This is a genomic window from Polyangium jinanense (assembly GCF_028435265.1).
GTDB classification, from domain to species: Bacteria; Myxococcota_A; Polyangia; order Polyangiales; family Polyangiaceae; genus Polyangium; species Polyangium jinanense.
Genome location: NZ_JAGTJK010000080.1, coordinates 1 through 14,314, shown reverse-complemented (window position 1 = coordinate 14,314; position 14,314 = coordinate 1). Strand labels below are relative to the sequence as shown.

General features: G+C 69.3%; 9 protein-coding genes. All 9 read left to right on the top strand.

Annotated features, from left to right (window positions below):
- Positions 1-43: 43 nt before the first annotated feature.
- The gene (locus KEG38_RS50915; protein WP_272428181.1) at positions 44-2,077 is read left to right on the top strand and encodes a TolB-like translocation protein; all 2,034 of its coding nucleotides are present in this window, start codon (positions 44-46) and stop codon (positions 2,075-2,077) included.
- Between the two features lie 115 nt (positions 2,078-2,192).
- The gene (locus KEG38_RS50910) at positions 2,193-2,540 is read left to right on the top strand and encodes a hypothetical protein (RefSeq protein WP_272428180.1); all 348 of its coding nucleotides are present in this window, start codon (positions 2,193-2,195) and stop codon (positions 2,538-2,540) included.
- A 125-nt stretch (positions 2,541-2,665) separates the two neighbouring features.
- A complete protein-coding gene (locus KEG38_RS50905) occupies positions 2,666-3,952 on the top strand; it encodes a TolC family protein (RefSeq protein ID WP_272428179.1) in 1,287 nt (428 codons plus the stop codon).
- On the top strand, positions 3,949-5,166 hold the full coding sequence (locus KEG38_RS50900) for an efflux RND transporter periplasmic adaptor subunit (RefSeq protein ID WP_272428178.1): 1,218 nt from the start codon (positions 3,949-3,951) through the stop codon (positions 5,164-5,166). Before KEG38_RS50905 ends, KEG38_RS50900 begins: the two co-directional genes overlap by 4 nt.
- The gene (locus KEG38_RS50895; RefSeq protein WP_272428177.1) at positions 5,166-8,267 is read left to right on the top strand and encodes an efflux RND transporter permease subunit; all 3,102 of its coding nucleotides are present in this window, start codon (positions 5,166-5,168) and stop codon (positions 8,265-8,267) included. The genes KEG38_RS50900 and KEG38_RS50895 overlap by 1 nt, the downstream gene beginning before the upstream one ends.
- Before the next feature lie 71 nt (positions 8,268-8,338).
- Positions 8,339-8,854, top strand: coding sequence for a hypothetical protein (locus KEG38_RS50890; RefSeq protein ID WP_272428176.1), 516 nt, complete (start codon positions 8,339-8,341; stop codon positions 8,852-8,854).
- 7 nt (positions 8,855-8,861) lie between these two features.
- Positions 8,862-9,683 carry an undecaprenyl-diphosphate phosphatase gene (locus tag KEG38_RS50885; protein ID WP_272428175.1) on the top strand — a complete coding sequence of 274 codons (822 nt, stop codon included), beginning with the start codon at positions 8,862-8,864 and terminating at the stop codon, positions 9,681-9,683.
- A gap of 55 nt (positions 9,684-9,738) precedes the next feature.
- Positions 9,739-12,849: a hypothetical protein gene (locus tag KEG38_RS50880; RefSeq protein WP_272428174.1), complete on the top strand. Its 3,111-nt coding sequence runs from the start codon at positions 9,739-9,741 to the stop codon at positions 12,847-12,849.
- Positions 12,850-12,915: 66 nt separating this feature from the next.
- Positions 12,916-14,052: a deoxyhypusine synthase family protein gene (locus tag KEG38_RS50875; RefSeq protein ID WP_272428173.1), complete on the top strand. Its 1,137-nt coding sequence runs from the start codon at positions 12,916-12,918 to the stop codon at positions 14,050-14,052.
- Positions 14,053-14,314: the final 262 nt, after the last annotated feature.

The following is a 14,314-nucleotide window of genomic DNA, read 5'->3' as shown; positions in this document are numbered from 1 at the left end:
CGGGTAGGATCTCCCCCTCTACCCCGAGCCTGGAGCTTGCCGCATGCGTCGTCCCCTCACCCTCGCCGCCATCGCGATCCCCCTCGCCGCCGCCTTCTTCGCTGCCTGCGGCGGATCGGGCAATGAAACCACCCAGGGCGCCGGCGCCGCGAGCAGCAGCGGATCGGGCGGCACCGGCGGCGCGGGCAGCGGCGGCGAGGGCCTCGGCGGCGACATATTCGGCGACGGCGGCGTGGGCCAGCTCGTGTCGATCGACATCACGCCGAAGGACCTCGTGATCGAGGTCGTCAATGGGCAAATCCCGCCGCCCATCACCTACAAGGCGACCGGCATCACGAGCACGGGCAGCGTGGTCGACGTGATCGGTTCGTGGACGTACGATCGCGGCGACATCGGCAGCATCGTCCCGGCGAACGGCGCGTTCACCGCGAGCGGCCTGCTCGGCGGCACGGGCAACGTGACGTTCGAGGCCGACGGCGTGAAAGGCTCGACCACGGCCACCGTAAAACTCCGCTACCTCGACGATTCGCAGATGATCGATCCGAACGTCAAGGCCCAGTTCCCCACGGCCGTCGAGCCGGATCCGGCCCTCACGCTCCTGTATCCGTACGACAAGACGGTTTTCCCCCGCGGCCTGCTCGGGCCCACGATCCAGTGGAATGGCGGAAACGCGAGCGACATCTATCACATTCACGTCAAGAGCCCCGCCTTCGAATACGAGACCTGGCGCGCGGTGCCGCCGCCCTCGCGCTTCGATTTCCCCAAGCTGCCCGACGACATCTGGCGCAAGCTCACCGACTCCACGAGCGGCGACGTGCAGGTCGACATCGCGCGCTTCGACGGGACGAAGGCCTACCTCGCGAAGACGCAGAGCTGGAAGATCGCCCCGGCAAACCTCGCCGGCACCATTTATTACTGGGAGGTCAACACGGGCAGCGTCGTGCGCATCAAGCCGGGCGATCTCGGGCCCGAAGCGTTCCTCACGCCGCCTCCGGGCATCGGCTGCGTGGCCTGCCACAGCGTCTCGAAGGACGGCACGCGGCTCGTGGCCTCGTTCCACGGCGGCTACAGCCCCTGGGGCACGTTCGATACGGCCACGGGCACGTCGCTCTTCAACACGAATGCCTCGTCCGGCTTCCAGGCCATCTCGCCGAACGGCTCGCACGTGCTCTGGCGGCACTGGAACGACGCTGCCTTCAATTCGACGGGCTTCCTCTCGCTCAGCACGTACAACAGCGACGTCGAGCTCGCCCAGCTCAATCCGGGCGGCGGTTTCCCCTCGCACCCGGCCTGGTCGGGCGACGGGCAGAAGATCGCCTTCAGCATGCGCACGGATGGCAATGGGCTCGATTTCACCCAGTCGACACTCTGGGTGACGGACGTGAACCTCGCGGTCCCGTCCTTCTCGAATACGAAGCAGATCGTGACGAACGACGCCGGCAGGCCCACCGTCACGTTCCCGACCTTCAGCCCCGACTCGAAATGGATCGCGTTCGAGCGCTCGACGATGGCACGCTCGCGCGGCGCACTGGCCGAGATCTGGCTGACGAACACGGACGGCTCGGTGGTCATCCCGCTCGACAGCACGAACGGCGTGGGCCACATCGAGGCCGAGCAGACGACGGCGAACTACGAGCCGACGTTCAATCCGTTCTCGCTGGGGGGCTATTTCTGGCTCGTCATCGTGTCCGAGCGCAAGTACGGCAACACCCTCACCGACACGAACCCGAACACGCGGCGCAAGCAGCTCTGGGTGACGGCGATCGACGCGAACCCGGTGGCCGGCCAGGATCCGAGCCACCCGGCGTTCTGGCTGCCCGGCCAGGGCCTCGACAACCAGAACATGCGCGGCGAATGGGCGAAGTCGCCCTGCAAGCAGCTCGGCGAGGGCTGCAACGCCGGATTCGATTGCTGCGACGGCTTCTGCAAGCCCGACGCGCAGACCGGCGCGCTCGTTTGTTCCGACCAGGCGCAGGGCTGCTCGAAGCTCGGCGAGGCCTGCATGACGGTCGCGAATTGCTGCGACCCGGACGCGAAATGCATTGGCGGCTTCTGCGCGTCCGACGGGCCGAAGTGAAAGCGCGACCGAGCGAGCTCCCGGTTGCAGCCGGTCCCGCAAGGGAGTAATGTCGGGCAGGCGAGTGAAAACGGCCACCCTCCGACGTCGACGGTCCCCCCGAGGATCCCGCGCCTTGCGGATCCTGTTCGTGGTCGTCCGTCTGTTCGTGGCCCTCACCGCCTTCCAGATGACGGGGCTGCCACATTTCGCCGTGGACGCCGTGGCCGCCATCCAGGGCGTCGAGGCGAGCGACCACCGGGACGACGACTGCCCGAACGAGAAAGACGGGCGCGAGTGCCCGCCGGGCTGCCCCGACTGCCACTGCACGCACCCGATGGGCGCGCTTCCGCTGCTCCCGTCACCCTTCCTGCTCGAGCTCCCGAGCGGCGCGGAGATCGCACTCGCGCCGTACGAAGCGTTCGCGCCCCCAAGGCCCGACCCCGCGGCCGTCTACCGGCCTCCCAGACAGCCCCGCGCCTGATTCCGTGAACCCGTAAACGCGGAGGCGGAGGCGTGCGTTTGCCTTTCGAGGCGCGCCGCCTGCCCGCCCTCTCCCGGGAACCGTCGCGCGCGCCGTTTTGCGCGCGAGACGGAGGAGTTTGGCTCGTGAAACGGATACGCTTCATCGCGGTCGCCGCCGTGGCGGCCGCCCATTTGTGTCATGCCTTGGAAGCACACGCGGGGGCGCCTGTGTGTGCGACGACGATCAACCGCACCAACCTGATTCCGTGCGCGCTCGAAGGAAGCCTCACCGCGAAGGCGGAGCGCCAGGGCCTCGAAGCCGTGAAGGGCCGGCAAGAGGCCGCGAGTCCCGTCTTGCCCTCGAATCCCGTGCTGGCCTTGTCGGGCGCACGGCGGGAAGCCGCCGGCCAGGGGCCCGTCCTCAACTGGTACGCCACGATCTCGCAGGAGATCGAGATTGCAGGGCAACGCGGGGCGAGAAAACGCGCGGCCGATGCCGAGAGGGAAGCCCAGGAGAAGGCCGTCGCCGTGACGGATCGCGAGGTCGCCGCCGCGGCGTGGCGAGCTTATTTCGAGGCACTCGCGGCCCGCGAAGAGGTGCGCCTCTTTTCGCTCCTCGAATCCCTCACGACGAAGGTCGCGACGGCGACGCGCGCCGCGGCGGACAAGGGCCTCGTCTCCGGGATCGACGCGGACGTGGCCGAGATGGCGCATGCACGCGTCGTTCAGGATCGAATCGGCGCGGCGCGGCGCGTAGAGCAGGCCAAAGCGACGCTCCTCCACGCGATGGGCCACGATCCGCGCGGCGAGGTGGCCATCGAGGGCGAGCTCGTGCCTATCGCGGGGGTCGAGGCGTTCGCGGCGAAACAAGACGGGCACGCCATCGACGAGCGGCCCGAGGTCCAGGCCCTCGAAGCCTCGGGGCGCGCCCACGAGGCGCGGGCGTCGATGTACCGGCGCGCCCGGATCCCGAACCCGACGCTCTCGGTGTTCGCGCAGAACGACGGCTTCAACGAGCGCGTCTTCGGCGTGGGTTTGTCGATGCCGATCCCGCTGCCGCAGCCCGTGGGCCGCACCTACGCCGGCGAGATTGCCGAATCCGAGGCGCTGTCCCGGCGCGCTCAAACCGAAGCCGAGCGAACACGTCGCGCGCTCCGGCTCGACCTCGCGCATGCGCTCTCGGCGTACGCTGCCCTGCGCGCGCAAAACGAGCTCTACACCGCCGAGCGGCTGGGCCGCGCCGAGCAGAGCCTCCGCGCGATCGCGCAGGAGATCGAGGCCGGTCGCCTCGGGACCCGCGAGGCGATGACGTCGCAACAAGCCCTCCTGGAGATGCTGCGCGCGGGCTTCGAGACCCGGAAAAACCTCGCGCTCGGCTCCGTCGATCTCGCGCTGGCCTCCGGCTATCCGCTCGAACGAGGGACGCCATGAAAAAGGGACTTTTCTTCTTTCTTGGACTCTCGCTGCTGTTTGGCGCTTCGGGCTGCGAAAAACGCGCGGCGAACGAGGACCACGAAAAGCACGGGCACGCGAAGGAGGCGCCCACGGCGAAAGCAGGCGAGCACGACGAGCACGGCGAGCACGAGGAGCTCCCGCGACGCGTGACGTTGTCGCCCGCGGTGATCACGGACGCCCGCATTCGCACGGCGCCCGTCCGCACGGGAACGTTGGCGATCACGATCGCGCTGCCCGGCGCGATTGCCGCGGATCCGGATCGCTCGGCGCGCATTTCTTCGCCGGCGGAGGGAAAACTCGAGGAAGTGCATTTCAAGGAGGGCGCGACCGTCAAAAAAGGCGACGTCCTCGCGGTGGTGCGGGTCCCCGAGCTCGGCAAGGTGCGCGGCGCGCAAGCGGCGGCCCTGGCCAAGGCCAAAGCGGCGCGCGAGAACGCGGCGCGGTTGAAGGCGCTCCTGGACAAACGGCTCACCTCGGAGCAAGCGGTCCTCGACGCGGAAGCCGAGGCCCGCGCGCTCTCGGTCGAAGCCGCGGCGCTCGGCGAACAGCTTATGGCCATGGGCGCGGGAGCCCAACGAGGCGCACCGTTTTTGCTCACGCTTCGGGCGCCGATCGACGGCACGATCCTCACGCGCGACGCCGTCGTCGGCCAGCCGGTGACCGCCGAGCACGTCCTCGGGAGTATCGCGGATCTACGCGAAGTATGGTTTCTGGGCCGCGTCTTCGAAAAAGACCTCGGGCGGCTGCGCGTCGGGGCCGGGGCCGAGGTAGAGCTCAATGCCTACCCGACCACGCGTTTCTCGGGCTCACTCGAATACATCGGCCAGCAAATCGATCCCGTCGCGCGGACCGTGACGGCGCGAATCCATCTCCAGAACCGCGACGACATGCTGCGGATCGGACTCTTCGGCACGGCCTATGTCGCGACCGGGGGCGACCAGGCCCGCGAGCCGCGCCTGCTCGTGCCGCGATCGGCCGTCACCGAGATCGGCCAGAAAGCCGTGGTCTTCGTAAAACTCCCCGAGGAAGGGGCGTTCGAGATGCACGACGTCGTGCTCGGGGACTCTGCGCTCGGGACGGTCGAAGTGCTCTCCGGCCTCGGCGAAGGCGAAGAGGTCGTCGTCGAGGGCGTATTCACGCTGAAGAGCGCGGTCCTGAAGGGCACGATCGACGAGGAGGGGCACCATTGATGGCCTTCCTCTCTGCGATCGTCGCGTGGTCGCTCAAGAACCGCGCGGTCGTCGTCGCCGCCACGATCCTGTTTGCCTTGTTCGGCATTCGCTCCGCCACCCAATTGCCGATCGACGCCGTTCCCGACGTCACCAACGTGCAGGTGCAGGTGATCACGACGGCCCCCGCGCTCTCGCCGGTCGAGGTCGAGCAATACGTCTCGGTCCCGGTCGAGCGGGCCATGGCGGGCATCCCGAACACGACCGAGATCCGTTCGATCTCCAAGTATGGTTTGTCCGTGGTGACGGTCGTCTTCCGCGACGGCACGGACATCTACTTCGCGCGGCAGCTCGTGAACGAGCGCATGCGCGAGGCGCAGGAGGCCGTCCCCGCACAATACGGCATGCCCGAGATGGGGCCCATCAGCAGCGGCCTCGGCGAGATCTACCAGTTCGCCGTTCGTAACGACAAACTCACGTTGATGCAGCTCGAAGAGCTGCTCGACTGGCAGATCGCGCCCGCGCTCCGCACGGTGCCGGGGATCGTCGAGGTGAACAGCTTCGGCGGCGAGGACAAACAATACCAGATCGTCCTCGACCCGAAGCGGCTCCAGGCGGCCGGGATCTCGGTCGCGCAGGTGATCGAGGCGCTCGAAAAGTCGAACGCCAACGCGGGCGGCGGGTACATCGAGCACAACCGCGAGCAGTTCGTCATCGGCTCGGATGGGCTCGTGAAAAACCTCGATGATCTGCGCCGCGTCGTCATCGGCGCGACGTCGGACGGCGTGCCCGTCACGATGGACACCGTGGCCGACGTGCAATTCGGTCCGCGCCTGCGCAGGGGCGCGGCGTCAAAGAATGGCGAGGGCGAGGTGGTCGTCGGCGTCGCCATGATGCTGATGGGCGAGAACTCCCGCACGGTCACGCAGGCCGTCAAGCAGCGGCTCGCGGAGATCGGGCCGTCGCTCCCCGAGGGCACGCGGATCGAGCCATTCTACGACCGATCCGTGCTCGTGAATCGCACGATCCGGACCGTGGCGACGAACCTCGTCGAGGGCGCGCTCCTGGTCATCGGCATCCTGTTTTTCCTGCTCGGGGATCTCCGGGCGGGCCTCGTCGTGGCCCTGGTCATCCCCCTGTCGATGCTCTTCGCGATCACCGTCATGAACGCGGCGGGTTTGTCGGGGAATCTGATGAGCCTCGGCGCGATCGATCTCGGGCTCATCGTCGACGGAGCCGTGATCATCGTGGAGAACGCCGTCCGGCGTCTGGCGAATCGGCAATCGGAGCTCGGACGTGTGCTTTCCGTCGAGGAGCGGGTGGATACGGTCCGCGAGGCCACGCTCGAAGTGCGCTCGGCCAGCGTGTTCGGCGAGGCGATCATCGCCATCGTGTACCTGCCGATCCTGGCGCTCACGGGGATCGAGGGAAAGCTGTTCCATCCGATGGCGATCACCGTCCTCTGCGCCTTGCTCGGGGCATTTCTCCTCTCGCTCACGTTCGTGCCCGTGCTCGCGAGTTATTTCATTCGCCCTGCGAAGGTCGAGCACGAGACGTGGCTCTTGCGGAAAGCACACGCGCTCTACGTTCCGCTTTTGCGGCGCGCGATGCGGCGTCGATGGATCCCCTTGACGGCCGGCGTGCTCGCGCTTTCGGCGGCGGCCGCGGTGTTCACGCGGGTCGGCGCCGAGTTCGTGCCGCAGCTCGACGAGGGAGATCTCCTCGTGGAAGCGCGGCGTTTGCCCGGGATCGCGCTCAGCGAGTCGGTCTCGACGGATCTTCGGTTGCAGAAAGCCATCAAAGAGGTCCCGGAGGTCGAATATGTCGTGAGCCGAACCGGGGCGCCGGAACTCGCGACCGATCCGATGGGTGTCGAGCAATCCGACGTGTATGTGGGCCTCAAGCCACGCGGTACGTGGAGGCCTGGCATTGCCAAGGAGGACATCGCCAAGGAGATCGCGGAAGCCGTCGAGCACAAGGTGCCCGAGGTGGCGGGCGGCGTCTCGCAGCCCATTCAAATGCGCACGAACGAGCTCGTGGCGGGCGTGCGATCGGACGTGGCCGTCCTTTTGTACGGGCCGGACCTCGACAAACTCCGCGACCACGGAGACCGCGTCGCCGAGATCGTCCGCGCAATCCCGGGCGCGGAGGACGTGCGGGTGGAGCAGGTTGCAGGCCTCTCGTACCTGCGGGTCATTCCCGATCGCGGAAAACTCGCGCGGTATGGCCTGACGGTGGCCGACGTGAACCAGATCGTCGAGACGATGGCCGTCGGCCACTCGACGGGCGAAGTGATGGAGGGAGAGCGTCGCTTCGGAATCGTGGTGAAGACCGGTCACGGCTTCACGGGCGAGCTCGACGCGCTGCGCGCGCTGCCCCTGCGATCGGTCAGCGGGCAGATCGTGCCGCTCGGAGACGTCGCCGAGCTGAAATTCCTCACGGGGCCGGCGCAAGTGAGCCGCGAGAATCAATCGCGGCGCCTGACCGTGGAGTTCAACGTGCGAGGTCGAGACCTGCTCTCCGTCGTCGCGGAGGCGCAGGCAGCTGTGGAGCGAGGCGCGCGGCTGCCGACAGGTTATCGCGCCGTTTGGGGCGGACAGTTCGAGCATTACGAGGAGGCGAAGGCGCGGCTTTTGATCGTCGTGCCACTCGCGCTCGCGCTCATTCTGTTCCTGCTCTGGTTCGCGTTCCGCTCCACGCGGACCGCGTTGTTGATTTTCCTCGGCGTGCCGTTCGCCACCGTCGGCGGCATCTTCGCCCTGTGGCTCCGCGGGATCCCATTCTCGATCTCGGCCGGCGTGGGGTTCATCGCGCTGTTCGGCGTGGCCGTGCTGAACGGCCTCGTCCTCGTGTCATTCGCGCGGCACCTCGAGGAGAGAGGCGCGGGCCACGCGGAGGCCATCGAGAAAGCCGCGGAGATGCGCCTGCGTCCCGTGCTCATGACGGCCCTCGTCGCGTCACTCGGGTTCGTGCCGATGGCGATCTCGACGGCGCCCGGCAGCGAGGTGCAGCGGCCCCTCGCGACCGTGGTGATCGGCGGGCTCTTGACGGCGACGTTGCTCACGCTCCTCGTGCTGCCCGTCGTGTACGCGTGGCTCGGACGGGAGCGCGCGCGGCCCTGACCGACCCAGGCACGCTTCGCCCGCGCGGGAACCCGCGGAAAATCACCACGAACATGCTACGGTCGGGTCCCATGGCGCAACCCTTCGACGCGGAGCTCGAAGAGCTCGTCAGCAAGTTCTCCCGCGATTTGGCCGACCAGATCCGCGCGCTCATCCTCCGTCGACTGGGGATCGAGCGCGCGCCCCAGACGCGCCCCGCTCCCCGGGCAACGGCGGTGAGGTCCGCGCCGGCCTCGGCGCCCGCCGCGCCCGCCTCCTCCCGCACGAAGCGCGCGCCGAGCCGCGCCCCCGCCACGGTCCGCGCCCCCGTCTCCGAGCGCAGGCACGCATCCCGCCCGACGACCGAGGAGCGCGCCGCGGCCCTCGAGCGCATCGTCCGCATCGTGGGCAACGGCAACGGCCTCAGCGTCGGCGAGATCGAGCGGCAATCCGGCTTCACCCGCGGAGCCGTCGGCTCCGCGCTGAAGACGCTGAAGGATCAGGGACGCATCTTCATGGGCGGCACGAAGCGCTTCGCCCGCTACGCGACCACCCAGGCAGCCGCCGATCAGGCCAGCCTCGAAGCCCGACGCGGCGCCGCGGCTTGACCCCCGGATGACCTGGCTCGACGCCCTGCTCCTCGGCGCGCTCGAGGGCCTCACCGAGTTCCTGCCCGTCTCGTCGACCGGACACCTCATCCTGCTCGGCGCCCTCCTCGGCAAACACGACGAGGTCGCAAAGACACTGGACGTGGTGATCCAGCTCGGCGCCGTGGTCGCGGTCGTCGTGTATTACCGCGCCCGCCTCGCCGCGCTCGTCCGCGGCTGCCTGCGCAAAGACCCCGCGAGCCTGCGCCTGCTCGCGGCGCTCGCCGTGGCCTTCCTCCCGGCCGCGCTCGTGGGCTTTCTGCTGCACGGCTTCATCAAGGAGCGCCTCTTCGGCCCCGGGCCCGTGGGGCTCGCGCTCATCGTCGGCGGCATCGTGATGACCGGCGTCGACGCCTGGCGGCGCAGGAGAACCGCGGACGCGGGCGCGGACGACGACGCGGAGCTCGGCTCCATCACGCTCGGCCGCGCCGCGGTGATCGGCCTCTTTCAGTGCTTCGCGCTCTGGCCCGGGGCGTCGCGCTCCATGACCACGATTGTCGGCGGCCAGCTCGCCGGGCTCCGCACCAAGGCCGCGGCCGACTTCTCGTTCCTGCTCGCCATCCCCACGCTCGGCGCGGCGACCGTGTACGACCTCGCCAAGGGCGGCGCGGCGCTCCTCGCGTCCCCCTCCGGCCCGCTCTCGCTCGCCGTGGGCCTCGCCGCCTCGTTCGTCGTCGCGTGGCTCGTGATCGCTGCATTCCTGCGGTACCTCACGCGCTTCGGCCTCGCGCCGTTCGGCCTCTACCGCATCGTCCTCGGGGCGCTCGTCCTCTGGATCGCGCGGGCTTGAGCCGAACGAAAGAGCGCTTCATTTCAAGATCACGAGTCGATAGAGTGCGCGCCTCATGAAGAGGTCCCTGCTCCGCCGGACGAGCGCCGGTTCCTCGCTCGTCGCGCTCGCCGCGCTCGCGGCCGCCGCCTGCTCGTCCACGCCGCCGCCCCCGCCCAAGCCCATCGCCAAGCCGACGCCGCCCCTGATGGTGGCCGCGCCGGCGCCCCTGCCGCCGTCGCGCTGGGCGTCCGCGGGCGGCGCGACCGAGGTGGGTCCGAAGCTCGACGCGGGCATGCTCGTCCTCGTCGGCGGGCGCCGCGCGATCGTGGGCAAGGACGGCTCCGTGAAGGCCGAGACCGCGCCCTCGCCCGAGCCGCTCGAAGAGGTGGTCGAGGTCCCGATGCCGAACGGCGGCCGGCGCCTCGTGGCGCGGGGTCATCGCGGGATCTACCGGCTCGACGACCCGCTCGGCGCCCCGAAGCCCCTCGCCCAGTCGGAGCAGGACATCCGCGGGATCGGCGCGTACATGGGCCTCGTCGCGGTGTGGACCTTCGGCGCCGACATGCCTCGTTTCGTCGACGTGGAGACGGGGCGCCTCAAGCCCGTGACCACGCTGCCGCCCCTGCCGCTGCGCTCGGTCGCGTTCCGCGACGCCAAGGAAGGCGCGGGCCTCTTCGACGGCGTGGGGCTCGCGGTCACGGCCGACGGGGGCGCGACGTGGAAGCGCGTGACCGAGGACGTGAAGGGCGACGCGCTCCGCGTGTTCGAGCTCGCGGTGCGGGACGGCATGATCCGCGCGTTCGTGTACGACGAGGGTCGCGACGCGCCGATCGACGTGGCGCAGGCGCGTCTCGGGCGGCTCGCGGATCACACGCCCAAGGACGACGATCCGGCGCTCGTGAAGTGGATCCGCGCGACGCACCGCGATCCCCTGGCCGCCGCGGCCGCGTCGGGCGTGTTCTTGCCCGACGGCAGCGCGATCGTGGCGAGCCACGGCATGGTCGCGCGCGTCGACACGAAGACCGGCATGGTCACGGCCGCCGCGGAGTTCGCGCGTGGCGACGGGCTCGGCGCCTGTGGCATGAGCCGCGCCGGCAAGAACGCGTGGATGGCCTGCTCGCTCAGCGAGGACATGGGCGGCGATCGGTACGATCCGTTCGGCGTGATGCGCGTCTCGCTCGAAGGCAGCAGCTTGAAGCCGGAGCGCCCCGCGCTCATCCGCAGCGGCGAGGCCGAGCTCCGTACCTCGCCGAGCGGCGGCGTGCTTTTGCTCGGCCCCTGCAGCTCCGACGACGACGGCGAAGTCTGCGCGCGCCAGCCCGACGGCCGCTGGCTGACGATGCGCGGCGAGATCGACCTCTTCCCGCGCGGCGCCGGCCCGCTCTCCGACGGCCGCATCGCGTTCGTGCGCAACCTCTGGGAGGGCGACGTGCCCGAGTCCGAGCGCCGCGACGACGAGGAAGCGGCGCGCGAGGAGGAGGAGGAAGAGAGCGAGGGGTCGCGTGAGGGCGAGGGCGAGGGCGATCACGAAGACAAACCCGTCCCCGAGCACAAGCGCGTCTACGTCGCCGCGCTCGGCGAGGGCGGCAAGGAGGAGCGCATCGCCACGCTCGATTTCCGGCCGATCGGCGAGCTCCGCGTGATCAGCGCGATCGAGGAGGACGACGAGCACACGCTCTCCTTCGTGATGGCCGACGACGACGGCGTCTACGCGGTCTCGCAGCCGACGGGCTCGGGCAAGGAGGCGCGCAAGCCGCACCGGATCCAGGGCGCGTCGAGCGCGCGTATCCGCGGCGGGCGCGGCATCGCGGTCGGCGACGACGCGATCAGCGCGTCGAGCGACGGCGGCAGGACGTGGCAGAGCGTGCCGCTGCCCGAGAGCGTGCGCGCATCGCTCTCCGACGTGACGGGCCTGCTCGACGATCCCACCGTGTTCAGCACGTCCGAGGTCGGCATGATGCTCGACCGGCACGTGCGGATCGGCTGGGGCACCGAGGAGCCGCGCGAGGATCGCGCCGAGGCTCCGTTCGACGTGACGATCCCGCGCGCCGAGACGAGCTACGGCGCGGGCGCGGAGCGCGTGCTCGCGTGCAATACCGAGGGCCCGGTCCAGGCCACGGCGCCGCTCACGAGCTCGAGCTTCATCGTGCAGCTCCTCGGCAAGAAGGGCGCGCCGCCCAAGGGTACGCGCAGGGCGCAGAGGGCGGCCCCCACGGCGCGCAACGGGCTCATGGACGTGATCGCGCTCCTGGAGGAAGAGGGACCGGACAAACCCGGCTCGGAGCCGGCGAAGTGGACGCTCTCGTGGCACGACGCAGCCGAGCTCGGCGGCAAGGTGCGCTCATGGAGCGGCCCGCCGCCCAAGGGTACGGGCTGGGGCACGGAGCTCCGCGCGGCGGCGGGCTCGGGCGCGCGGGCGCTCTTCACGCTGCGCGTGGGCAGCTCGAAGAACGTGCTCGTCCGCACGAAGGCCGGCGGCGGCGTGGAGACGGCCGAGGTCGGCTTCGACCTTTTGCCGTCGAACGAGGTCGTGTTCGGCGCGGACAAGGGCGAGCCGATCGCGTGGATGCGCGACACGGCGCTCGTCGTGTGGATCTCGGGCGAGGCGCCGCGGATCATCGGTCACGTGGCGGCGCGGAGCTCGCGCACGCTCGGCGAGCCGACGAAGGACGGCGTCCCGGTCCTTTTGAGCTCGTACGACTGGAGCGCGATGCGGGTCTTCCCGATCCCGCCGCCCGAGAAGAAGGGCGCCCCCGCGCCGCTGCCGCTCGCGCCGACGCTCGAGGGCTGGGCGACCGTGCCGAACATCCGCAACCAGATCGGCAAGCTCGCGCCGTGCGCGGCGAAGCCCAAGGCAGGCGTGCGGTTCTTCGTGACGCGCGGGTATGCCCGGGCTCTGGTGGACGGGGCAAACGGCTCGCTCGCCTCGGCGCTCTACGACGTGCGCCTCGCGGGCAACGACGCCTGCATCGCGCAGGTGTCCACGCTCTACGCGCCGGATCGAGCCTCGGTGCGGCCTCCTCCGCCGCCGACGACCGGCAAGGGCGCGGTGCCCGCGAAGAAGGGCCCGATCACGTTCGTGCGGGCGGATTTCCTGGGCAAGAAGGCCGAAGGCGGCGATCGCGGTCTGCCCGCAAAGGACCAGGTCTTCAAGCTCTCCTGCACGCTCGAAGATCGGAAATGAGGAAAGGCCGGCCGGTTTTGGGTCTCCGTGGTACGGAAGGCCCGTCCTCCAACGAAGGTGTTCGTCATGTCTGATCGACATCCCCACCATCCCCACGAGCCGCCGCGCGCCGTCCGGGACCTGAGCGACGGCGTCGAGGACCAGCTCGTACCGATCACGGCGCTGGATCCGCTGCAGATCAAGAGCTTCGACGATCTCGTCACGGCCATGGGCCGCACAGCCTTCAGCGGCCGCTCGCTCGGCGAGGCATGTGACGTGCTGACGGAGATGACGCTCGATCCAGAGTGCCTGATCGTCGCGACGTTCTCCGGCGCGATGACGGTCGCGAAGATGGGTCTCGTCATCGTCCGCATGATCGAAGCCGGGATGATCCACGCGATCATCTCCACAGGCGCGCTCATGGCGCACGGGCTCAGCGAGGCTGTGGGGCTCACGCACTACAAGGCGAACCCGAACGTGCCAGACGAGGTGCTCTTCCAGAAGGGCTACAACCGCGTCTACGACACGCTCGAGATGGAGAAGAACCTCAACACGATCGACGAGTTCGTCCGGGCAGAGCTCGACAAGCTCGACCCGAACGTGCCGTGGTCGAGCGAGATGATCTGTCGCCAGCTCGGCAAGGCGCTCGCAGAGATGGGCGACTCACCAGGCATCCTGCGCAGCGCCTATCTGCACAACGTGCCCGTCTACGTCCCGGCCTTCACGGACAGCGAGATGGGCCTCGACGTGGCGGTATGGAAGCTCCGGCAAATCCACGCCCAGCACGGGAACGACCCGAACTTCGATCCGTTCAAGCACGCGGCCCCGCCAGCATACAACCCGTTCCTCGATCTGCTGAGCTACGCGAAGCTCATCGGGACGAAGAAGAAGCTCGGCATCTTCACGATCGGCGGCGGCGTGCCGCGCAACTGGGCGCAGCAGGTCGGGCCGTTCTACGACATCGTAGGCCACCGGCTCGGCGTGGAAGTAGAGCACCCGCGCTTCCAGTACGGCGTGCGCATCTGCCCCGAGCCCGTGCACTGGGGCGGGCTGTCAGGCTGCACCTACTCGGAGGGCGTGAGCTGGGGCAAGTTCGTCCCGCCGAACGAAGGCGGCCGCTACGCCGAGGTATACGCGGACGCGACCGTCGCATGGCCGCTCATCGTGCGCGCGGTGCTCGAGCGGCTGGAGAAGCGCCGGGCCCACGCCGAGGCGGCCAAGTAGGACCTCCTCATCATAAGCCGCTGCGCTGGGGCGTTGCCCCAGGCCCCACCAGGGGCTCTCCGCCCCTGGACCTGGACCAGCGCAAGCGCTGGACCCGGGGTCGATGAACTGCGCAATGCGCAGTTCATCGAACAGGCCGAGGCAAGACCACGAGCGACCCTGCCAACCAAGAACGCCGCGACCGGCAACGCTGTCGCTGGTCTTGCCACCGGCCCGTGGTAGAACATCGCACCGCGCAGTTATTCCAACACGAGTCCCGGGC

Excerpts from the sequence above, each read along its gene's own strand:
- KEG38_RS50890 (WP_272428176.1), top strand. The coding sequence starts at position 8,339 with ATGGCGCAACCCTTCGACGCGGAGCTCGAAGAGCTCGTCAGCAAGTTC.
- KEG38_RS50885 (WP_272428175.1), top strand. The coding sequence starts at position 8,862 with ATGACCTGGCTCGACGCCCTGCTCCTCGGCGCGCTCGAGGGCCTCACC.
- KEG38_RS50895 (WP_272428177.1), top strand. The coding sequence starts at position 5,166 with ATGGCCTTCCTCTCTGCGATCGTCGCGTGGTCGCTCAAGAACCGCGCG.
- KEG38_RS50875 (WP_272428173.1), top strand. The coding sequence starts at position 12,916 with ATGTCTGATCGACATCCCCACCATCCCCACGAGCCGCCGCGCGCCGTC.
- KEG38_RS50880 (WP_272428174.1), top strand. The coding sequence starts at position 9,739 with ATGAAGAGGTCCCTGCTCCGCCGGACGAGCGCCGGTTCCTCGCTCGTC.
- KEG38_RS50900 (WP_272428178.1), top strand. The coding sequence starts at position 3,949 with ATGAAAAAGGGACTTTTCTTCTTTCTTGGACTCTCGCTGCTGTTTGGC.
- KEG38_RS50915 (WP_272428181.1), top strand. The coding sequence starts at position 44 with ATGCGTCGTCCCCTCACCCTCGCCGCCATCGCGATCCCCCTCGCCGCC.